The organism is Parathalassolituus penaei, assembly GCF_026626885.1.
In the GTDB taxonomy this organism is placed as follows: domain Bacteria; phylum Pseudomonadota; class Gammaproteobacteria; order Pseudomonadales; family Oceanobacteraceae; genus Oceanobacter; species Oceanobacter penaei.
The window spans coordinates 36559-57218 of the sequence record NZ_JAPNOA010000028.1 but is presented as its reverse complement, the minus strand read 5'-3'; the positions used below and the strand labels follow the sequence as shown (position 1 = coordinate 57218).

24 protein-coding genes are annotated in these 20660 nt (G+C 59.2%); 2 read left to right on the top strand and 22 right to left on the bottom strand.

Annotated features, from left to right (window positions below; all coding sequences use genetic code 11):
* Positions 1–11: 11 nt before the first annotated feature.
* The 9 genes from nifM to OUO13_RS10565 all read right to left on the bottom strand — a co-directional run bounded on the left by nifM (position 12) and on the right by OUO13_RS10565 (position 7078).
* The gene (nifM, locus tag OUO13_RS10605; protein ID WP_283173860.1) at positions 12–911 is read right to left on the bottom strand and encodes a nitrogen fixation protein NifM; all 900 of its coding nucleotides are present in this window, start codon (positions 909–911) and stop codon (positions 12–14) included.
* A 1-nt stretch (position 912) separates the two neighbouring features.
* A complete protein-coding gene (locus OUO13_RS10600; RefSeq protein ID WP_283173859.1) occupies positions 913–1398 on the bottom strand; it encodes a nitrogen fixation protein NifZ in 486 nt (161 codons plus the stop codon).
* 66 nt (positions 1399–1464) lie between these two features.
* Positions 1465–1827 (bottom strand): nitrogenase-stabilizing/protective protein NifW, encoded by a 363-nt coding sequence (nifW, locus tag OUO13_RS10595; RefSeq protein WP_283173858.1) that lies wholly within the window; start codon positions 1825–1827, stop codon positions 1465–1467.
* Between the two features lie 48 nt (positions 1828–1875).
* Positions 1876–2418, bottom strand: coding sequence for a hypothetical protein (locus OUO13_RS10590; protein ID WP_283173857.1), 543 nt, complete (start codon positions 2416–2418; stop codon positions 1876–1878).
* A 20-nt stretch (positions 2419–2438) separates the two neighbouring features.
* Positions 2439–3242: a serine O-acetyltransferase gene (cysE, locus tag OUO13_RS10585; protein WP_283173856.1), complete on the bottom strand. Its 804-nt coding sequence runs from the start codon at positions 3240–3242 to the stop codon at positions 2439–2441.
* Entirely contained in the window at positions 3215–4429 is a 1215-nt protein-coding gene (gene nifV, locus OUO13_RS10580; RefSeq protein WP_283173855.1) for a homocitrate synthase, read from the bottom strand. The genes cysE and nifV overlap by 28 nt, the downstream gene beginning before the upstream one ends.
* Before the next feature lie 120 nt (positions 4430–4549).
* The gene (gene nifS / locus OUO13_RS10575; protein WP_283173854.1) at positions 4550–5758 is read right to left on the bottom strand and encodes a cysteine desulfurase NifS; all 1209 of its coding nucleotides are present in this window, start codon (positions 5756–5758) and stop codon (positions 4550–4552) included.
* A gap of 3 nt (positions 5759–5761) precedes the next feature.
* Positions 5762–6700 (bottom strand): Fe-S cluster assembly protein NifU, encoded by a 939-nt coding sequence (gene nifU / locus OUO13_RS10570; protein WP_283173853.1) that lies wholly within the window; start codon positions 6698–6700, stop codon positions 5762–5764.
* Positions 6701–6754: 54 nt separating this feature from the next.
* Positions 6755–7078 (bottom strand): HesB/IscA family protein, encoded by a 324-nt coding sequence (locus tag OUO13_RS10565; protein WP_283173852.1) that lies wholly within the window; start codon positions 7076–7078, stop codon positions 6755–6757.
* Positions 7079–7362: 284 nt separating this feature from the next.
* On the opposite strand from OUO13_RS10565, the gene OUO13_RS10560 reads away from it, so the two are divergent.
* A complete protein-coding gene (locus OUO13_RS10560) occupies positions 7363–8478 on the top strand; it encodes a hypothetical protein (RefSeq protein ID WP_283173851.1) in 1116 nt (371 codons plus the stop codon).
* Positions 8479–8600: 122 nt separating this feature from the next.
* Here the strand turns inward: OUO13_RS10560 and OUO13_RS10555 are convergent, their stop codons facing one another.
* The 13 genes from OUO13_RS10555 to OUO13_RS10495 form a co-directional block, all read right to left on the bottom strand.
* Positions 8601–9122 carry an REP-associated tyrosine transposase gene (locus tag OUO13_RS10555; protein ID WP_283173850.1) on the bottom strand — a complete coding sequence of 174 codons (522 nt, stop codon included), beginning with the start codon at positions 9120–9122 and terminating at the stop codon, positions 8601–8603.
* A 357-nt stretch (positions 9123–9479) separates the two neighbouring features.
* Positions 9480–10247: a 3-hydroxybutyrate dehydrogenase gene (locus OUO13_RS10550; protein ID WP_283173849.1), complete on the bottom strand. Its 768-nt coding sequence runs from the start codon at positions 10245–10247 to the stop codon at positions 9480–9482.
* Positions 10248–10394: 147 nt separating this feature from the next.
* A complete protein-coding gene (locus OUO13_RS10545; protein ID WP_283173848.1) occupies positions 10395–11231 on the bottom strand; it encodes a DUF364 domain-containing protein in 837 nt (278 codons plus the stop codon).
* A gap of 2 nt (positions 11232–11233) precedes the next feature.
* Complete coding sequence (locus OUO13_RS10540; RefSeq protein WP_283173847.1) at positions 11234–11623, bottom strand: hypothetical protein; 390 nt, start codon at positions 11621–11623, stop codon at positions 11234–11236.
* A gap of 9 nt (positions 11624–11632) precedes the next feature.
* Positions 11633–11959: a (2Fe-2S) ferredoxin domain-containing protein gene (locus OUO13_RS10535; protein WP_283173846.1), complete on the bottom strand. Its 327-nt coding sequence runs from the start codon at positions 11957–11959 to the stop codon at positions 11633–11635.
* A 5-nt stretch (positions 11960–11964) separates the two neighbouring features.
* Positions 11965–12261 (bottom strand): ferredoxin III, nif-specific, encoded by a 297-nt coding sequence (gene fdxB, locus OUO13_RS10530; protein WP_283173845.1) that lies wholly within the window; start codon positions 12259–12261, stop codon positions 11965–11967.
* 149 nt (positions 12262–12410) lie between these two features.
* Positions 12411–12629, bottom strand: a complete 219-nt coding sequence (locus OUO13_RS10525; protein WP_283173844.1) for a CCE_0567 family metalloprotein — start codon at positions 12627–12629, stop codon at positions 12411–12413.
* 27 nt (positions 12630–12656) lie between these two features.
* Entirely contained in the window at positions 12657–13124 is a 468-nt protein-coding gene (locus tag OUO13_RS10520; protein WP_283173843.1) for a NifX-associated nitrogen fixation protein, read from the bottom strand.
* Between the two features lie 76 nt (positions 13125–13200).
* A complete protein-coding gene (locus OUO13_RS10515) occupies positions 13201–13665 on the bottom strand; it encodes a NifB/NifX family molybdenum-iron cluster-binding protein (protein WP_283173842.1) in 465 nt (154 codons plus the stop codon).
* Complete coding sequence (gene nifN, locus OUO13_RS10510; protein ID WP_283173841.1) at positions 13662–15053, bottom strand: nitrogenase iron-molybdenum cofactor biosynthesis protein NifN; 1392 nt, start codon at positions 15051–15053, stop codon at positions 13662–13664. Before nifN ends, OUO13_RS10515 begins: the two co-directional genes overlap by 4 nt.
* Before the next feature lie 30 nt (positions 15054–15083).
* A complete protein-coding gene (nifE, locus tag OUO13_RS10505) occupies positions 15084–16571 on the bottom strand; it encodes a nitrogenase iron-molybdenum cofactor biosynthesis protein NifE (protein ID WP_283173840.1) in 1488 nt (495 codons plus the stop codon).
* Positions 16572–17931: 1360 nt separating this feature from the next.
* A complete protein-coding gene (locus tag OUO13_RS10500) occupies positions 17932–19539 on the bottom strand; it encodes a SagB/ThcOx family dehydrogenase (RefSeq protein WP_283173839.1) in 1608 nt (535 codons plus the stop codon).
* Between the two features lie 122 nt (positions 19540–19661).
* The gene (locus tag OUO13_RS10495; RefSeq protein WP_283173838.1) at positions 19662–19925 is read right to left on the bottom strand and encodes a nitrogen fixation protein NifZ; all 264 of its coding nucleotides are present in this window, start codon (positions 19923–19925) and stop codon (positions 19662–19664) included.
* Between the two features lie 232 nt (positions 19926–20157).
* On the opposite strand from OUO13_RS10495, the gene OUO13_RS10490 reads away from it, so the two are divergent.
* A complete protein-coding gene (locus OUO13_RS10490) occupies positions 20158–20634 on the top strand; it encodes an ankyrin repeat domain-containing protein (RefSeq protein WP_283173837.1) in 477 nt (158 codons plus the stop codon).
* Positions 20635–20660 lie beyond the last annotated feature (26 nt).

Genomic DNA, 20660 nt, shown 5'->3' with positions numbered 1-20660 from the left:
TTGGTATCCGATCAGGCGATCGTGTCACTGGGCTGTCTGGTCTGGCTGGCCGCCATGCGAGCCTGCAGCCATTCTTTGCGGGTCTTGTTGCGCTGGCGTTCCTGCAGCTGTTCCAGCAGTTGTGGCAAGACGCTGGTCAGCGATAGCTGTTCTTCCGTCTGGATCGCTTCGCACAACAGCAGATGCCAGCCCATTTCACTGGCCACCGGCTCACTGATCTCGCCCGCCGCCATACGGAACAGACGGGTTTCCAGTTCCGGAAACAGGGTGCCACGGCGCACATCGCCCAGCAGGCCACCGTTGAGGCTGGTGGGGCATTCGGAGTGTTTCAGGGCCTGCTCGGCAAACCGCTCCGGGTGTTTGCGCAGGCGTTGGCCAATCTGTTGAATACGCTTGAGGGCGGCATCCGCACGGTTTTCGGCGTAGTCGTCGTTAACGGTAATCAGGATATGGCGGGCAGTGCGGATTTCCGGGCGAACAAACTGCTCCGGATGCAGGTAATAAAACAGCCGTGCTTCGGTTTCATCGACTGCGGCAGCGCGACTGCCCACCAGCTCCAGCACCGCCTGCATACGCAAGTCACGATCAAGCACCCGGCGCAAGTCAGCTTCTTCCAGCTGCTGGCTGGCCAGTGCCGCGTGAAACTCGGTCACACTGTCGTAACGGCGGCAAATTTCTTCCAGCGCCTGTTCAAGGCTAGCCTGATTCACGATCACCTGGCGCGCTTCGGCACTGGATAACACCAGTTTTTCCAGCTGCTGCTCACGCTCGGCAATACGTTCAGCGGCCTGGCGTTGCTGGCTGTCGAGTTCCTGCGGGTTGCAGCCGAAGCGATCTCCGGCAATGCGTAACAACCGATAGGCCAGCAAGGCCGGATCGCTGACGGAGGCGTCGGATGTCGGATGTTTCATATCAGTGCTCCAGCGCCGGGTTGGTGATGTCGGCCTGTTCGGCAGTCCATTCCGCCGCGGTAACAATCGCGGCTTCCGGCACCCGGAAGGTGTAGTCGGCAAAACTGACGAAGTACCAGAGATCACCGTTGTCTTCGTGGATAACCCGCGCCACTTCCCCTGCATCACCGGGAGCCACAACTTGCTGGCCAGCACTGAACATTCGCACCCGAGCCACAATGGCATCACGGAACTCAAAGCGGCTGTCAGTCCAGGGGGCTGTTACCGGGATCAGTTCTTCCTCGCGGCAACCCACGGTGCGGTTGTCATTCAGAAAGTGCACCCGGTAAATCAGCTGGTCCTGCAGATAGGTGCCAACGTCGTACACCACACCACAAGCGCCCCGGCGAATCAGAAGCTCGCCAACATCCTTGCCGGGAAAGGTGCCGTCGTTGCGGACATTACGGATCAGACGAACCTCGTCGCCGTATTCATACACAGGTTTCATGCGGTTCTCCTGTTGAGCCAGGCCGCGTTGCTACGGCCCCGGTTTATCCCCAGTCGCCAATAACCCTTATGGCCCCAGCAGGCTGTCGATGGACACAAACGACGTTTGTGGTTCGTGCATCCGGAACACCTTGAAGACCTTTTCGGTGAGAGCATCGGAATCAACAAAGTCCTGATAGGCTCGCTCCAGCAGCACCTGATACACCGCTCGCAGAGCCGGTTCATCCTCCTGATGCTGTTGCAGCGAGCTGGCACTTTTGGTCAGGTAGTCGTGGTAGCGCTGCATGATGTGCAGGCGGTTGATCTGCACCACCCGGGGGTCAAACGGGATGCCAAAGTAGTCGAGGAAGTCTTCCGCAGACTCCAGTTCATCAAGGGCGTCTTCCAGCGCCATCGACTCATCACGAACCATATCGAGCGACATTTCCATTGGTGTTCTCCTCATCAGAAACAGGCCGTAGTCAACGGTTGAATGTGGTTAACAACTCATCAGCGGTGCCGGCTGGCGCGCTTGTTCATCGTCGTCGTGCATCAGCGCCGGTCCCATGGATTGCAACAGGGCACGAGCACCCAGGCGGTCATTGCTGTCGAATTCCACCACCTTGTTGAGCATCTCAACGCCGGTGGCGATATTGCCAATCCGCAGCTGCAGGTAAGCCGCGCCCTTGAGCGCCAGCAGGTAAAAACGCACCCGCGTGAACGACACCATCAGGCCGTTGGCGAGATCGTTAAAACAGAGGCTGCGCCAGTGCTCGGGGAAACCAATTCCCGGTGCCACCACCGCCATCACCTGTTCCGCAACACCAATGGCTTCACGCAGACGGTGCTGGTAGTAATAAAACCGGTACATGGCCACCAGTACCGACAGGTTTACCGGTGCCAGCGCATACGCCCGCTGCAGGCAGGGTTCGGCCATACCATCGGCATAACGGCGCGATGCTTCCTCGATCAGAGAACTGACCGCCGCGGGCATCGGCTCATCGAAGTACATTGCCTGACCTTCAAAATCCTGCAGATCCATGGTGGGCGGCTCCTCTGTTGTTATTTGCGCGCCTGGCGAAAACCGCTGAGATCACGCGGGTTCAGGCGATGTACTTCACCCCCCGCGCAGTCCTGATCACAAATGCTGTTGTCGATATCACAGCCGCTGTAACGCTCAACGCGGCTGCGCTGGTCGAGCCGTGCCTCAAGGCTGTCGATCCGTGCCAGCAAACAGCTGATGGCCTTGCCCACCGGATCGGGAATCAGATGATGATCAAGGTCGATGCCGTAGGGATTGAGGCTGCCAACTTCACGCAGTTTCACCACCTTGCCGGGAATGCCGACCACGGTGCAGCCTTCCGGCACGTCTTCCACCACCACCGAATTGGCTCCGACGCGGCAGTGTTTGCCAACGGTGATATTGCCGAGAATCTTGGCCCCGGCACCCACCATTACGCCGTCTTCGAGGGTCGGATGACGTTTGCCACGGTTCCAGCTGGTGCCTCCGAGGGTGACACCGTGATAAAGGGTGACGTCATCTCCCACCACGGCGGTTTCACCAATCACCACGCAGGCACCGTGGTCGATAAAAAAGCGTGAACCTATGGTGGCACCGGGATGGATATCCACATTGCTGAGCAGCCGCGCCAGGAATGACAACAAGCGCGCAGGGTAACGCCAGCCGCGTATCCACAGGCGATTGGCAACCCGGTAAGCGATCACCGCATGCACACCGGGATAGGTGGTTAACACCTCAAAACGGGTGCGGGCAGCCGGATCACGCTGGAACACACTGGCAATATCGTCGCGGCACTGGGCCCACAGCGACGGCTGTTTTAACTGGCGAGTGATTGCAACGGACATGGGCTGCCCTCCCCCTGACGATCAAGGTTGAGTGGCACGGCATCCAGCGCCAGTGCCTGCAAATTCTGGTACAGCGCCAGCAGTTCAGCGCCGGACGGACTGCGTTTCTGGTGAGTCACCAGCTGCCGCACCTGCTGCAACAGCACCGGCGCTTGCCAGCCTTGCAGCTCGATACCCAGCTCCTGATAAGAACGCTCCAGCATGTGTTTGCCGGAGTGTTTGCCCAGCACCAGTCGGTGCTGACGCCCGAGCTCATCGGGATCAAGGCCCTGATAGTTGCGACGGTCTTTCATCAGGCCGTCCACATGAATACCGGCTTCGTGGGTGAACACCCCTTCGCCAACAATGCTTTTTTGCCAGCCAACCGCACGCCCGGACGCCCGTTCGACCAGTGCCGACAACTCCGGTACGCCGCGACTATTGATGCCGGTGTCGATACCACACAGGTGTTTTAACCCCAGCACACACTCTTCCAGCGCCGCATTACCAGCGCGTTCTCCAAGACCATTCACGGTGGTGTTGATATGAGTGGCACCACCGCGTACTGCCGCCAGGGTGTTGGCAGTGGCCAGACCGAAATCATCGTGGGCGTGCATTTCCAGCTCCAGATCACTGTGGGCGCGCAAGCGCTGAATACGCTCCAGCACGGTGAAAGGCTCCAGAATGCCGACCGTGTCGGCGAAGCGCAGACGGCGGGCACCGGCCGCAGCCGCCACATCGGCCAGATGACAAAGGAAATCCATATCGGCCCGCGAGGCATCTTCACAACCCAGACAGACCTCGTATCCCAACTCGCGAGCGGCCCGCACCAGCCGCGTGATCTGGCTTTCGACCCAGCCACGGTCACGCCCCAGCTTGTGGCGAATCTGCTGGTCCGATACCGGAATCGACAGATCCACCATATGCACATCAATGCCGCACACGGCGTCGAGATCGGCATCAAACAGGCGACACCAGGCCAGCAGCCGCGACGGTAAATGCAAACCAGCAATGGCCTGCATCACCTCGCGTTCTTCCGCGCCCATGGCCGGAATTCCGATTTCCAGCTCCGGCACCCCAACCGCTGCCAGCTGACGCGCAATCGCCAGTTTTTCTTCGGCGGTAAACGCCACCCCGGCGCTCTGTTCACCGTCACGCAGGGTGGTATCGTCGATAATCACGGCCGGTTTGGGCGTTTGCTGGTTCATACATCACCTGCCTGCTGTCAAAGTGCTGCCATCAAGTACTGCCATCAAAGTGTTTCCGTACAGGTACTGCCATCCAGAGACCGTGACAGTCATCCAGGTACGGGGGATAGAAAAACAGGATCAGGCGTAGACGGGTGCAAAGGCCTGTTCCGGATTTTCGATCGGACCGTTAGCACCCCAGTACGGCGACAACTTGCGCAGCTGCGCCACAATCGGCGGCACCGCTTCGATCACCCGTTCGATTTCTTCCGCCGTGTTGTAACGGCTGAGGGAAAAACGCACGGTGCCGTGGGCAGCGGTGTAGGGAATGCCCATGGCTTTCATGACGTGGGAAGGTTCCAGCGAACCGGAGGTACAGGCCGAACCGGACGACGCCGCAATCCCCTGCTTGTTCAACAGCAGCAGGATGGCTTCACCTTCGATGTACTCGAACGCAATGTTGAGGGTATTGGGCAGGCGGTTAGACGGATCACCGGTGACAAACGCATGTGGCACGGCTGCCAGAATGCCGGCCTGCAGACGATCACGCAGAGCCGCCACCGTGGTGTTTTCGTATTCCATGTGTTGCAGGGCCAGTTCACAGGCCTTGCCCAGCCCCACAATACCGATGGTGTTTTCCGTACCAGCACGACGACCACGCTCCTGGTGACCACCACGCAGCAGCGGCCGGAACCGCACACCACGCTTCAGATACAGCACCCCGACCCCTTTTGGAGCGTGCAACTTGTGGCCCGACAGCGACAGCATATGGATGCTGGTGTCTTGCAGGTTCATCGGAATCTTGCCCACCGCCTGCACCGCATCGGTGTGGAACAGCACATCGGCGGCTTCCGCCATCTCGGCCATTTTTTCCACCGGAAACAGGGTGCCGCTTTCGTTGTTGGCCCACATCACCGATACCACCGCCACCTTGTCACTGAGCAGACGGGCGTATTCATCGAGATCCAGCCGACCTTTGGAGTCCACCTTGAGCTTGTGCACGGTGTAACCCTCGCTGGCGAGGTTGTCGCACAGGTTCAGAATGGCCGGGTGCTCCACCACGGTCGTGATGATTTCCTTACGCTCCGGATAGGCCTTCAGAGCCGACAGAATCGCCGTGGAATCTGACTCGGTACCGCAGGAGGTAAAGATGATTTCCGATTCATGCTCAGCCCCCAGCAGGTTCTGCACCGACTGGCGCGCCTGCTTGAGCGCAAATCCCACCTTGTTGCCAAAGTTGTGCAGCGATGATGGATTACCAAACTGCTCGCTGAAAAATGGCATCACCGCGGCCACTACGTCCGGATCAACCATGGTGGTCGCGTTATTGTCGAGGTAGATATCCGCCATGATTCAGACTCCTTCAATCGCCACTGGGCGTTCGCTGTGAGGCACCACTTTTACAAACTCACCGAGGGTTTCGATCAGCTTCTGCTGCACCCCGCCAAGGGTCATGGCCGCCATCTGGCAACCGGAACAGGCACCCACCAGATTCACGTAGATGTTCTTGCCGTCGACATCGATCAGCTCAACGTCACCACCATCCGCCTTCAGAGCCGGACGCAGTCCTTCCAGAACCTCTTCGATCACGCGGATACGCTGAACGGTGGTCAGTTTGCCCTTGGCAGCGGCCACCACTGGTGCAGCTTCCGGCTTGGGTGATTTCAGTTTCACCACCCCTTCTTTTTTCTTGCCCACCGCACCCGGCACAAAGGTTTCACCACGAGCCGCCATTTCTTCGCTGAGGATTTTTTCGATGCCTTCATGGCACGAAGAACAACCACCACCGGCTTTGGTGTAGTTGGTGACGTCCTCGATGGAGCTGAGGTTGTTGGCCTTGATGGTGTCGCGGATCATGACTTCGTCGATGGCGAAACACTTGCACACCAGAGCGCCTTCTTCGTGGTCGTCTTCCCACTCTTCACCGCGGTAGTTGGCAATCGCGGCCTGCAGGGCTTCACGGCCCATCACCGAGCAATGCATTTTTTCCGGTGGCAAACCACCGAGAAAATCGGCGATGTCCTGGTTGGTGATGGTCAGGGCTTCATCGAGGGTTTTGCCCTTTACCATTTCGGTCAGAGCGGAAGACGAGGCAATGGCAGAACCACAACCAAAGGTCTGGAAACCGGCATCGAGGATCACCTCGGTATCCGGCTCCACTTTCAGCGTCAGGCGCAGGGCATCACCACAGCTGATGGAGCCCACGTCACCCACGGCGTTGGCTTCCGCCACAGCACCGGCGTTACGCGGGTTGTAGAAGTGTTCTTTAACGGTTTCGGAATAATCCCACATGGTATTGGCTCCGCGAATTCGATTGGGGTTACGGGTTACGGGACAACCCGGGGATCAGCAGCTGAAGGACTTGCCACAACCGCAGCTATTGGAGGCATTGGGGTTGTGGAACTTGAAGCCACTGCCTTCCAGGCCATCCACAAAATCGACGGTGACACCGTTCAGCAGAGGCGCGCTGGTGGTATCCACCAACACCTTCACACCGGAAAAATCGAACACTTCGTCGGCATCTTCCGCTTGGGATTCCAGCTTCATGCCGTACTGGAAACCGGAACAACCGCCGCCTTCGACCTTGATCCGCAACCCCACAATCGGAGCCTGGGTGCTGTCCATAAAACGACGTACTGCAGAAACCGCACTGTCAGTCATGATGAGCATGGTGGTATCTCCTTGATGCACTGTTTCGCTGAGTTCGAGGCCCTCTGTCGGAGCCGTATGAATTAGACAGTGCAACCCCGGTGCCAGCCGACCAGGCAGATAAAAGTCTTTTAAATTCAAATAGTTGAATTTGTAGCAAGCACGACATCAGGTGTCGCAAAAACCACCAGAGCAAAGCTTTGTCGGGGATACGACAACACCGAACAAAGGCAGACAACAGCAATTGCCGACCAACACAAACATCCCCCCTGTCGCCCACTGGCGTTACACTGCGGAGGCCTTTTATGAAATGGAGTTCTGTACCGATGTTGCGCCTGCTGTTAAAACTGACCCTGCTGTTACTGGCCGCTGTTGCCGCCGGAGCCCTCTGGCAAAAATACGCACTGGGGCTGGATGCACTGGTACAAACCGATCCACTGCCACACACCCGTGAGCTGGTAAATACCGACCACTACGCCGAAGCCGCGCAATATCTGGGTTTCTTTATGCATTACGACTACGTCAGCGCTAATCCGCAGGCGCAGACGCTGGCGCGCCAGATCGACGAGGTTCGCAACAGCTGGGGTTATCAGCTCAAAAAAGTGGGTGAAGGTCTGCTGACGGGCACCAGTGATGAAACCCTCGGCCTGGTGGCCGGGGTCGCCAGCGACCTGTTTGTGATTGGGGATATTCGCGATCTGGCTGGCGAAGGCCTGCATCTGGCCAAAGGTGAGGAAGTGGATGAAGTGCTGGTCGCCCTGGCCAGCATCGGCGTTGTTGCCAGTGCCGCCCAGGCCGCCAGCAGCGCTGGAACCGTTGCATCGGCTGGCGCCGCCGCACCGGCTGCGGTGGCCACCACCTCGACCAAAACCGAACTGGCGACCGTCAAGGCCGCCCACAAGCTTGGTATGTTGCCAAAATGGCTGGGCAATGCGCTGCTGGATAGCGCCCGCGCTGCCCGTGAATCGCGCAGTATTGCCAGCCTGGCCGGGCTGGCAGGCGACGTCAGCACCCTCGCCCACACCCCCGGCGGCCTGCGTCTGTTAAAGCAGACCAGCAACGCCGACAACCTCAGCCATATGGCCCGCTTCGCCCGCACCTTCGGTGACAACAGCGTGATTCTGTATCGCCTGGTGGGCAACTCTGCACAAGAACTGACCCGCCTCGCGGCGCTTCACGGCCAACAGGCCGTTGAACTGGCGGCCACCTTTGGCCAGAACGGTTTGCGTATGCTCGATCAACTGGGCGCGCTGCGTTTCACCCTGATTGTCAGTCGCACCAGCAAAATGGCCTGGAAAGGTAACCTGATGGACCTGCTCGCCCATCTGGCAATGCAGGTACCGCAGTGGTTGCTGCTGTTGCTAAGCCTGCTCGGTGTATTGGTATGGATACCGCGTCGGCTGTTGGTAAGGGCGGGGTAAACGTCGGATAACGCCCGCTACGCGGGCTCTTCCGACCTACATAAGTCTACCAACCGTAGGTCGGAAGAGCGGAGCGCCGCCCGACCGAAGGCGTTATCCGACCAGGAGGAAGAACGAAGGCGTTATCTGACCGGCGGGCGCACGAGTATCTCGCCGCACCAATCACGCGGATACAACCCTTCTGTCACCGCACGATGAAAGCTGGAATATGGCCAATCCTGAATCCGTTGCACATAACCATGTTTCATCGGATTCCAATGCGCATAATCCAGATGCCGCCAGTAATCCTCCTCGTCACGGATGCAATGCTCCCAGAAGCGAGGCTGCCAGATACCACGTTCATGGCGCTGGTGCTGGCTTGCCGATAAAGCTTCAGTCGCAGGGATGACTTTGGCGAAGCGGGTTTTGATATCCCGCCAGCGCCCGGAAAAATCGGAATCGCCTGCGGGTAACGTCCAGACAGCATGAATATGATCCGGCAGTACCACCCAGGCGTTAATCACAAAAGGCCGCAACGCTTTCACACGACGCACCACCTCCCGCAACTCGGCGACCCGTTCCACCAGTAATAGCGAACGCCGATCCGCCAGATTCACAGTAAAAAAATATGTCCCACCCGACACATAAAAACGTCGATAGCGCATACAAAAATCCCTGTTAGTACACGCCGCCAACATATCCCGGCTAACCCATATTCACGTAGGTCGGAAAGACAAAAAGCGATGGAAAACCCAAAAGGCTCACCGATTGGAGGAAACCGCATGGTGTCGGATAACGCCCGCTACGCGGGCTCTTCCGACCTACGATTAAAAACACCAACTGGTAATCCGGAATGGCCGATGGCGGGTTAAACCAAAAGGGGTCACCAATTAGAGAAAAACCGCATGGCGTCGGATAACGCCCGCTACGCGGCCTCTTCCGACCTACATCAGTCTACCAACCGTAGGTCGGAAGAGCGGAGCGCCGCCCGACCGAAGGCGTTATCCGACTCGGAGTTGGAATTAACGCGCGGTCCAGCCGCCGTCGAGGACAATGGCCTGGCCGGTAATGTTGCGGGCGGCGGGGCTGGCGAGGAAGGCGACGGTTTCGGCGATTTCACTGATGTCGATAAACTGCTTTTTCGGCATTGGTGCCAGCATGATTTTTTCGATCACTTCGTCTTCGGAAATGCCGTTTTCACGGGCCTGGGCGGCGATCTGCTGTTCCACCAGCGGGGTTTTTACGTAGGACGGGCAGATGGTGTTGACGGTGATGTCGGTATCACCGGTTTCCAGCGCCAGGGTTTTGGAAAAGCCGATCAGGCCGTGTTTGGCGGCGACATAGGCCGATTTGTACGGTGATGCCACCAGGCTGTGGATAGAACCGATGTTGATGATACGACCGAAGCCCTTGTCGCGCATGGCTGGCAACACAGCGCGGCTGAGCATGGCCGGACCAACCAGCATCACGTCGATTAACAGCTTCCAGCGGTCGGCCGGGAAGGATTCCAGTGCCGATACGTATTGCAGGCCAGCGTTGTTGACCACCACGTTCACCGGGTCCGCCGCCAGACTGGCCACCATCGCATCAATGGCTTCCACCTTCGACATATCCGCCTGGACGGCTTTGGCGTCGATGCCCAGTTCTTTCAGGTGGGCAACACCACGGTCGAGTGCTTCCTGGCTGATGTCTGAAATGGTGATGCGGGCGCCTTTCTGGCCCAGTGTTTCCGCGATGCCGAGACCAATACCGCTGGCCCCTCCGGTGATCAGAACGTGCAGATGGTTCATGGCGAGCTCCTTGTTGCCCTGGATGGGGATGCGCTGACTATAACAACCCCGATGCTGGTTAGAAATCGACCTTTGTCGGCATTCATCGGGTTCCGTTCAGGACAAACCATTTCAAAACCCCACAAGCGCATCAGCCAGGAGAGAGCATTACAATTTCAGCAATTCATACCCCACTGCCTGCTCGAATATCCGGGTGCCGCCCGCTTCAGCGGCTATACTGTGAAGCCTGCCGTTATCCTGCACGCGAACTCCGGCCAGGTAATCCACGCCCCATTCAGCCCAATCACTCATCCAGGGCAAACTTGGCCCCATCAGCACCAGCGTTTGCGTATGGGTACGTCGCGCCTGGGCACATAACATCAGCAGGTGTGGCAGGGTTTTGTTGGCAGTGCTACTGGCCGTCACAAACACCCAGTCGGCCGATGGAATCAGGAAGTTGGCAGCGCTGTCGGGCAGGCTCTGATCACTGGACTTGCGTTCAATGCAGTCCCAGTCAAAACGCCCGGAAAACCGCTCCATACCTGGATAACGGCCAATCACCACCACCCGCTTGCCTGCCAGTTGCGGCGCAAAATGCTCAAACACCCGCAAATGGCCAGGAGCGTTGTTGTCGAGGGAAATCCTCGATGTTAGCGAGGGTGTTGCCAGATTGATGGCAGCATTACACACCGCGGTGCCGACTACGGCTTCGGTGCTGTCCCAGTGTGTTAACCAGCCTGCCAGTTCGGCCACCGGGCGACCACACAAACTGCCCGGCCACGGCAAATTACGGGGCGGATCAATGGGACTGAAACAGATGCCGGTGGCCAGCCGGTCGTGCTGGCGAATATCCACCACACTCCAGTTCAGTCCCAGGGTTACCCGCTCCACCACGGCATCCGCCGCGATCTGCAACGCCTGCTGTTCGATGCGCGCATAACAGCCGCACCAATCGGCAGCGCTGGCCAGAAGGGATGGAGGATGCGGGTGATCCTGCGCCGTCATCTTCAGGCTCCCGGCACCGGAATCAGCCGTAATTCAGCCTTTATCCCCTTGTCGTTTCCCCAGGCGGTCACCGCTTCAATAAACCAGGCGGGGCGCTGTGGATGCACCACCAGCACATCAAATTCGGCAAACACCTGACCGTTTTCCAGAATCTGGATGCTGCCCTGATTCATCCCCAGTGGATTACGCCACTGCCCCATCAGCGCTACCGAATGATCAAACGGGTCTTCCTGCAAGCGCACACTGGCGAATGGCTGACGAATCCCCTCACCATGGATTTGCAGGCCAAAACGCTCCAGCTCATCGAGCAGGGCATCCTGTACACGCCGGATACGGGTGCTCTCCTGCTGCACGCGTTCGGCGAGGGTGACCTGTTCAGCGTGGATATTCATAACCGGCTCCTAACCCCAGACCTGATCCGGGGCGACCTTGTCGAGATAAGGTTCCCCGCCGATCAGGTGCTGGTCGATGATCTGTTCAATGTCGTCCTTGCTGACCGCCATGTAGAGAGTGCCGCCCGGATACACCAACACGTTGGCACCGGCCCGACAGGGCCCCAGACACCCCGTGGTCACCAGAGACACCTTGTTGAACAGGCCACGGGCGATCAGACGCTCGGAGAACATCTGCAGCACTGCCGCCGCGCCTTTTTCTCCACAGCTGGAGCGTGGATGTCCGGCCGGACGTTGCTGGCCGCAGACAAATACGTGGATTTCCGGTTTTGACATGCTGATTACCCCGCCATGGCTTCGTGGGTGTGGCAGTTTTTCGGACAGACCCGTGCGCAGGACACACAACCGATACAGTCTTCGGCGTTGGCGATGGTCATCACCTTCATTTCGTCGTCATCGTCGAAATCGCTGTCGTCCATATCCAGCACGTCGGCGCGGTCGACCAGATCAAACACATCGCGAGGACAAACCTTGTAACAACGGCCACAGCCGATGCAGGTTTCCGGGTTGAGGGCGGTTACAAATTCCGGCACCCACTGTGCGCCCCCGCGGGTGCGGCCGGTGATCACGTCAGCCATGCGGCTCTCCTGTCTGCAGTGTCCGCACGGGCGGACGGTTATGGTCACGGTTGCCCACTGACGGGCGGCGGCCTCTGCGGGCCGTTATTATCAGGGGCGGCCAACCAGGGCCGCCGCTGTCTCAACACGCGCGAGTTACCCTGCCGGGGTCAGACGGTTTCGCTGGCGGCCGCCTGTTCATAAGCGGTCTGCGCGGTTTGCCAGGCTTCACAGGCGGCAATGGCTTCAGCCGCCAGCGCTGGCAGATCGTTAAACTCGGTCCAGTAGCGGTCTTCCACCAGATCGTGAATTTCCGAGGCAATGTCGCTGGCCAGACGCTTGCGAGTGCTGGCTTCTTTTTTCAGGGCTTTGATGTCATCAGGGCTCATGCTCAGATCTCCGTTGCTGCGGGTCACTTACAGGGTGGCGACGGCTTCGTGTTCACGGGTCAGGGTCACGGCTTTCAGCACCAGCTTGTCCATGTCCTCAACCAGCTTTTCCAGTGAATCAAACCCGAAGCGATGGATGTCACGCAGGGTTTTATCCAGCACCACCAGCTTGCCGATGATGATCAGGGCCCGACCGAACCCTTCGTGAGTGAGGTTGATAAAGGGCACCGCCATCAGGCCGGTCTGGGCTTCGATACTGACCGCCAGTGCGTTGTAATAAGCCTTCACCCGTGCCACCACGGTTTCATCCGGATCACCCACCACCGGGATCTCTCGGCGGCGTTCCTTGGTCAGAATCAGGGGGTCCAGCACCTTGTCATCGGTCCAGGTGTCGTAGGTGCCATAACTGTCGAGGGCACGCAGCTGCACCACAATCTGGCGCACGTAGGGGTTGGTTAGCAGCTCGTTACCGGCGTCAACAACTTGCTCACTCATGGGGCTCTCCTGTTGATAGGGCCCGTGCTTCGGGGCCTGAGTCTGGGCGACCTGAACTGAGGTCAGGCCGCCCGTCTTATTCCTGCCAGCCGTCGGCTTCCATGGCATCAAATCCACTCACCATCAGCCGCTGGCGCTGGATCGCCTTGGCCAGCCAGCTGGATGGGCCTTCACGTAATTCCTGCTGCAAGGCGGCCAGCAGATCGCGGATTTCAGCACCGTCGTTAACCTTCACCGGCTGGATATGGCGCACCTGCAACTGCCGCACCGCCGATGCTCCGCAGGCGCGGCAATACACGGCAATACAGTCATCCAGCGCCGCCAGTTTGTCGGCCAGCCGGTCTTCTTCGCGCTCTTGTGCAGAGAAGGCGATAATCTGCAGCAACTGCGCCCGTTCCGGGTTAACGCCATACAGGGCGAACGCACTGGCTGAGCCAAAATGCTGGTCCACCAGACGGTTGTCCGAGGTCGCAAACGCGACCTTCAGAAACAGGTCCTGCTGGTTATCGGCCACCACTGTCAGGCGCCGGGTCAGACTCATACCAACAGCTCCTGTGCTGCGAGTGTTTCGGCGGCGCGGTAAATCGAGTGATACGGCTGGATGTCGTGATGGTTCGACAACACCAGATTGGCCAGATCAAAGAGGGTCTGGGCGGTATTGCGATAACCAAACCAGCCACGCTGGAAACCCCCCACCAGGTCGTACTGCGGGAAACCGATCCGCAAGATCGGAATCCCCAGCCGTTCGGCACTGGCCACGCCATGACTGTTGGTCAGTAATAACTGGGCATGGCGCTCACGGGCCTCGGCTTCCAGGTCTTCGAGATCACCAATACGCACCGGCAAACCGCTTGCCACCAGGCTCTCCAGCGCCGCGCCGCGAGCCGGTGCAACGGCGCTGATAACCTCAGCCCCCATCTGCTGCGCCAGACGACAGAAACCGGCCAGCATGTCGGGGTCGGAGGCAATCGCGATACGGGCAAAACCGATCATGAAATGGGTATCAAGCATGGCGTCCTGCAGTTGCTGGCGCTGCCGACGAAAACGCTCTGGCACCGGCTGGCCGCTCAGTTGCGACAGGCACATCAGCCAGCGGTCGACTTCATCCAGCCCCATCAGATGGCCAAAGTGGTAAGCCGGTACTGCCGTGTGTTCCTGCAGCCAATCGGCAGTGGCAAACAGGCTTTCACCAATCGCGAGGGTGGCGATGCTGTCGGCGGCGGTGCGGATGTCATCCACACTGACGCCACCGGTGGTCACCGGGCTGAACGACTGCTCGGCCAGATGACCATCCAGCGAGCCGGACAAATCCGGGATCAACAACGGCCGCAGACCAAACTGTTCGATGCTTTCCGCCACCCACTCGATATCGGTGGGCGTAAGGTTGCCACCACACAAGACATTAACCTGCCGAGGTCGGGTGCCAACACGGCATGGCTGCGCGTCCTTACTCACCACCAGGGTTTGCAACAAACCCCGTACAGCCAGCGCAAAACCGCTTTCAAAACTGCCGGAGAAATCCGGGCTGTTGACGGCCACCACTGCCGTTTCGGCAAACTGCGGATACGCCACCCGGAACTCTTTGACGGCGCGCTGGATATCCGCGCCCTGGGTTTCGGCCAGACCGGTGGTAACCAGCCCGATCAACGCCGGTGCACTTTTTTCGCAGATGGTTTTCAGGGCTTCAACAATGTTGTCGTCCGCCCCCATCACCGAGCTGATCTGGTCCATGGCAGTGGTCTGCAACGGCACCGGCTCCCGGAAATGACGGACAAAAAATACCTTGGCAAACGCGGTGCAGCCCTGGGAGCCGTGCATCAATGGCACCGCCCGCGCCACTCCCAGCATGGCCAGTGCCGCGCCCACAGTCTGACTGGTTTTTAACGGACTGACCGACAATGCCTTGTTACGTTTGATGATGGTGGTCATAAGGTGCTCCTTGCCGTTGGGGTGACGGTTTCAGCTGGCCATACGGGAACTGCTGGCAACAGCGGCAGGCAATGGGGTTGGCAGCGCACTATTGGCAGAACTGGCTGCCGCTGGACAGGTGTCCAACCGTTCCGCCTGCGGACGGCAATCCCACGGTGCTGGCCGCCGTACCGCTTCCCAGATCGGGCTTTCCAGTGTCAGCGCCAGCTGGCGTACCAGTTCGAGCATGCCCTGATAACCGGCGTAGCCGAATTCACGCTCCTGGTTGATATCGAGGAACGGGATACGGGCTTTCAGTGCGGTGTACATGTTGCGACCACCGGCAATCAAAATGTCAGCCCGGTAATCGTGGACGGTTTGCAGCAGTGCGCGCGGACTGCCCTCGTCGAGCATCTTGACGTCGTCGCCCATCAGCTCACGGATGCGCGCCTTGTCTTCTTCGGTGGATTTTTTGGTGCCGGTGGCCACCACTTTCATGCCGAGATCCTGCAGGGCCGACACCACCGACCAGGACTTCACGCCACCGGTGTAGAGCAGCACCCGCTTGCCAGCCAGACGCGCACGCCACGGCTCCAGTTCTGCACGAATACGGGTTTCTTCCCGTGTGATCAGGGCTTCAGTGCGAGCAATCAGATCGGCATCCCCGATCACTCGGGCAAAGTCGCGCAGCGCCTGTGAGGTATCGGTAATGCCGTAAAAACTGCCTTCAAACCAGGGCGTACCAAAACGCTCCTGCAACTGGCGGGCAACGTTGATCATGGCTTTGGAGCACACCATCATATTCACCCGCGCCCGGTGCATGGTTTGCACTTCCCGGAAACGGGCATCACCGGACAGAGTGCACAACACCCGGATGCCCAGTTCTTCCAGCAACGGCAACACATACCAGAACTCGCCAGCGATGTTGTATTCGCCCACCAGGTTGACGTCGTACACCGGAACACCCCGAGCAGCTGCCTCAACAGGCACAGGGTCCGGTTCACGAGTGCCCACCACGTAACGCACCATGGCGTCACCGGCGATACGATTCCCCAGGTTTTTTGTCCCGTAAAAACCTGCGGCATCAATCGGGACAACAGGAACCCCCCAACGGTCCCCGGCTGCCTTGCAGACAGCGTCCACATCGTCGCCCATCAGTGCTGGCACGCAGGTGTTGTATACAAACACCGCTGGCGGCTGGTATTCCTCAATCGCCTGTTTAATGGCATGAAACAGGCGTTTTTCACCCCGCCCCATGATCACATCCTGCTCGGTCAGATCGGTGGTCATACCGATCCGGTACAGGGTTGGACCACTGGAACGGGTGCCACGGTTGTCCCACGAACTGCCCGCACAGGCGATCGGCCCATGGACAATGTGAGCAACATCCGCAATCGGTAACAACGCAATCTGGGCACCATCAAAAGCACAACCACCATCCGTCGCCCCCGGCTTGGGTTTGGCACAACCGGACTTCTCCTTCTTGTTGTGCTCACAAGCCGGTTCATCCAACAGCTCGGCAATGTCTTTTGCTTTCATGGTGTCCCCTCGCGGCTGCCGATCACTTGCGCGACCGAATCATCCCGACTCCTGCCGGGTATCTCAGAAGGAATATTGCAAACCGGAGGCCAGCCAATAAATCATTGATTTTTAATGGATTATCTCTAAAGAGTTATGTTGCAAACACGACAACCGACCGCTCATGGCAGGGTTACGACAAAGGCTTGTACGAGCTGCGACAGAAAGGCGGGTGTCGGGCGTCGGGTGTCGGGTGTCGGGTGTCGGGTGTCGGGTGTCGGGTGTCGGGTGTCGGGTGTCGGGTGTCGGGTGTCGGGTGTCGGGTGTCGGGTGTCGGGTGTCGGGTGTCGGGTGTCGGGTGTCGGGTGTCGGGTGTCGGGTGTCGGGTGTCGGGTGTCGGGTGTCGGGTGTCGGGTGTCGGGTGTCGGGTGTCGGGTGTCGGGTGTCGGGTGTCGGGTGTCGGGTGTCGGGTGTCGGGTGTCGGGTGTCGGGTGTCGGGTGTCGGGTGTCGGGTGTCGGGTGTCGGGTGTCGGGTGTCGGGTGTCGGGTGTCGGGTGTCGGGTGTCGGGTGTCGGGTGTCGGGTGTCGGGTGTCGGGTGTCGGGTGTCGGGTGTCGGGTGTCGGGTGTCGGGTGTCGGGTGTCGGGTGTCGGGTGTCGGGTGTCGGGTGTCGGGTGTCGGGTGTCGGGTGTCGGGTGTCGGGTGTCGGGTGTCGGGTGTCGGGTGTCGGGTGTCGGGTGTCGGGTGTCGGGTGTCGGGTGTCGGGTGTCGGGTGTCGGGTGTCGGGTGTCGATCAGGATTTTTATGGGCATAAATGCCCACACTACAAGAGAGCATTTATTAACACCGATTTCGCCCAGCGTAGCTGGCTACGATATTGCCCATCTGGGCGAGCCGGGATTCACCGCAACGGCCGACCCGGCCGGGGCATGGATGCCCCGCCAGACCCGTTGGCACAAGGACGTGCCATCGGGTCGGGGTCGAAACGCCGTTGTCGGTGAATTTCGGAGGCACGAGCCCAGTCGGGCAAAAGCAGGGGGAGGCCCGCCCGGCCGGGGGACAAGGTCCCCCAAGAGGGCAAGCAGCCGGGCCAGTTAATAAGCCGAGTAGCCGCAAAGCGCCAGACGTCGGACGAACCGTATCAATCAACACTAATCTCACCCAGCGCAGCTGGCCGCCAAATGCCCATCTGGGCGAGCCGGAATTCACCGCAACGGCCGACCCGGCCGGGGGACAAGGTCCCCAAGAGGGCAAACAGCCTCGACAATTAACAAGCCGAGTAGCCGCAAAGCGCCTGAAGTCTGAAGTCGGACGCCAGACGCCAGACGCCAGACGCCAGACGCCAGACGCGATCCGATCGCGGCCCAGCCAGACGCCAATAGCTAACGCCGATACGGAGGCCAGCTCACAATCCTCGGATCATGCAATGCCGCCCCCACCGTAAAGTGATACAGACTTTGCCAACGCTCATCCGTCAGCCCCAACAACTCATGTACTGCATCATCGTAGAAACAACCAATACCCGTGCCACGAAAACCACAGGCTTCCGCATCCAGATACAGCTGCTGGCCGATGGCACCCGCTTCCTGCAAACACTCGCGATACCACCAGGGCTGTTCGGCCATCGGTTGCAAATCAGCCAACATGGCAAGGCTGAAACAGCTGTCAGCAGCAATGGCCTGCTGGCATGACAAACGCGCTGCGGTGCGCTCGGCTTTGGCTTCCAGCAAACAGTAGAGCGGCAAATGGGCAGGCGCTTGCTCGACCCGCTGCCACTGGAACTCTTCCCGCAGGGTCTGTTGTAAATCCGCCAATGCCGCACCGTTACGTGGCAGGGCATACAAACCCGATGGCAAACCTTCAACCCGATGCACAAACAGCAGCAGATGCACCGCGCCGTTATGAGCCAGGCTGTGCCAGGGTGCCAGCGTTGGCCGCGGCAGACTGTGGTCCAGCAGGGTGAAAAAATCCGCCTGCGGCATCAGGGTCTGACGATCAAAGGCCTGAGCAGACCGGCGCTGGCGAATCAGCCGGGCGGCGGTGTGGTCGCTGTGGCTCACTAATGGTGTTGGCCATTCCGACAGCTCATCCGCAACCTGCGGGGAAGTGGTATCCGCTATACGCGCCAGCTGGACGGCGTCGTCCAGGACCGGCCACTGATACAGATGCCGCACATCCACCACACTGGCACGACCTTGCCATTCAACATCGGCAAGTGCTGTCAGCCATGCCTGCACCAGCGTGGCAGAATCCACGGCCACACTGTCGGGGCCGAGCGCCAGCAGACAGTCGGCACACTCCGGTTCAGCCGGAGCCACAATCGCAGCCAGCCCCAACAGGCGTTCAAGGCTTGTATCGTCCAACCTCACAGGTGCCAGCGACCAGCCGAGCGTGCGGGCAGCAAAGGCAACGGCGGCACGAGCGTGACCAACATCGTGCTGACAATAACGCCAGGCGCGTTCGCCATATTTCCAGGCTTCCCGCCAGATCAGCGAGCTGAAACCGAGCCAGATGCCACGGTACGGGAATGGTTGGCCAAGACGAGCCCGCAATTCCAGTGCGTGCAAATCCGGCCGATAGTGATAAACGCCATCGGCCAGACCATCGATACCCGCCAGCAACAAGGTGGTTTCGGTCGGATGCAGATTGCCACTGGACGGGTTGCAACGTAACGACCAGCGACTGCTGCCGTACTGTTTCCAGGCCGACAGCGCCAGCGACTGCTCCAGCAACAGGCTCAGACTGATCAGGGAGGACGAGCGGGCTTCGAAGACACAAGGCAGCCAGACGGCGGCCCACGGGAACACTTCGGCATCCGCCTGTAAGGGCAGATGTATCAACTCACAACCGTCATAACGACGGAACGGATCAGGCTGCTGATCCCAGTCGATGCTGTCGGGGCCTGCCGCATAACGCTGCAGATGGTGTTTGCTGCGTTGGTGGTACTGCCACAGGCTGGTCAGCGCAGCGGGGTCATCGGGCTGGTTCATGGCTCCCCCGGTTCAGAACAGATGGTCGAATCGTAACACCGTGGATGTCAGGCGCGGCGATGAATGGTTCCACATGGAACAATCATCGCAGCAGGCCAGCGTATCTCTCAATCCGGCCATAATCAGGCCATAACAGGGCGCTCGGCACTCAGCTCTTCTGGCAAACAGGTTACCGGCGGCCCCATTTCACCACTGGGCAAGGCAAAGGACACCAGATACAGCAATTGTGAAGGGTCTTCCTCAAGATGACCGGTGTTGATCAGCATCCCCATGTCACCGGGGCGAGCAAATACTTCGTCGGCCTCGGTATTGGGAACCGAGCCGTCGTTTCCGATGGTGACCAGTGCGTAAACCGCATCACCTTTTTCAATCCGATGTGTGAGCATAAGCATCTCCTGCTGGCGGATAAAATTGTCGCAGTCAGGCCATTTGTCGCGCTCGCTTTGTTGGATTTCGCACAATCGATGTCACCAATCATGACTGGCGACACTATACGACGTGACAAAACCCCGTAAAAATCAGCGCTCTGGCCCCGACGGCCGGATATCGACAAACCTCCGGCCGCCGGACTGGAGATTGCAAGGGGTTTGCCAGTGCAACTGCAGTGGAGGCACACAGATGAGCTATTCGTTCAGCCCTGAAACCGTTTCATGGATGCAAGAACACAAACTGGACCCAACCGCACCGGACAAACCGGGCCGTTACCAGGACACCCCGCTGATTCTCGCCAGCCGTATGGACCACGAATATGTCGTCGAAGAGCTGCTGGCGGCGGGTGTGGATGTAAATCAGCGTAATATGGATGGCACCAATGCCCTGTGGGCGGCGGTAGTCAGCAGCAGTTTCCGCATTGCCGAACGCCTGATCGAAGCCGGTGTTGATATCAACAATCGCAACGACAACGGTGCGACTGCACTGATGTATGCGGCCTCTGCCGGCAAAGCGGAATGGGTGGCCTGGCTGCTGGGGCACGATGCCGATACCACAGCACAAACCATCGACGGTTTTACCGCGGTGGAACTGGCGTCCAATGTGATGTGTCTGAAGCTGCTGCGCCATCACAAGGCGCCTGCGCAACCGACGGCCGCTCACTGAGGCGAACGCCTGTCAGTCACGGTAAA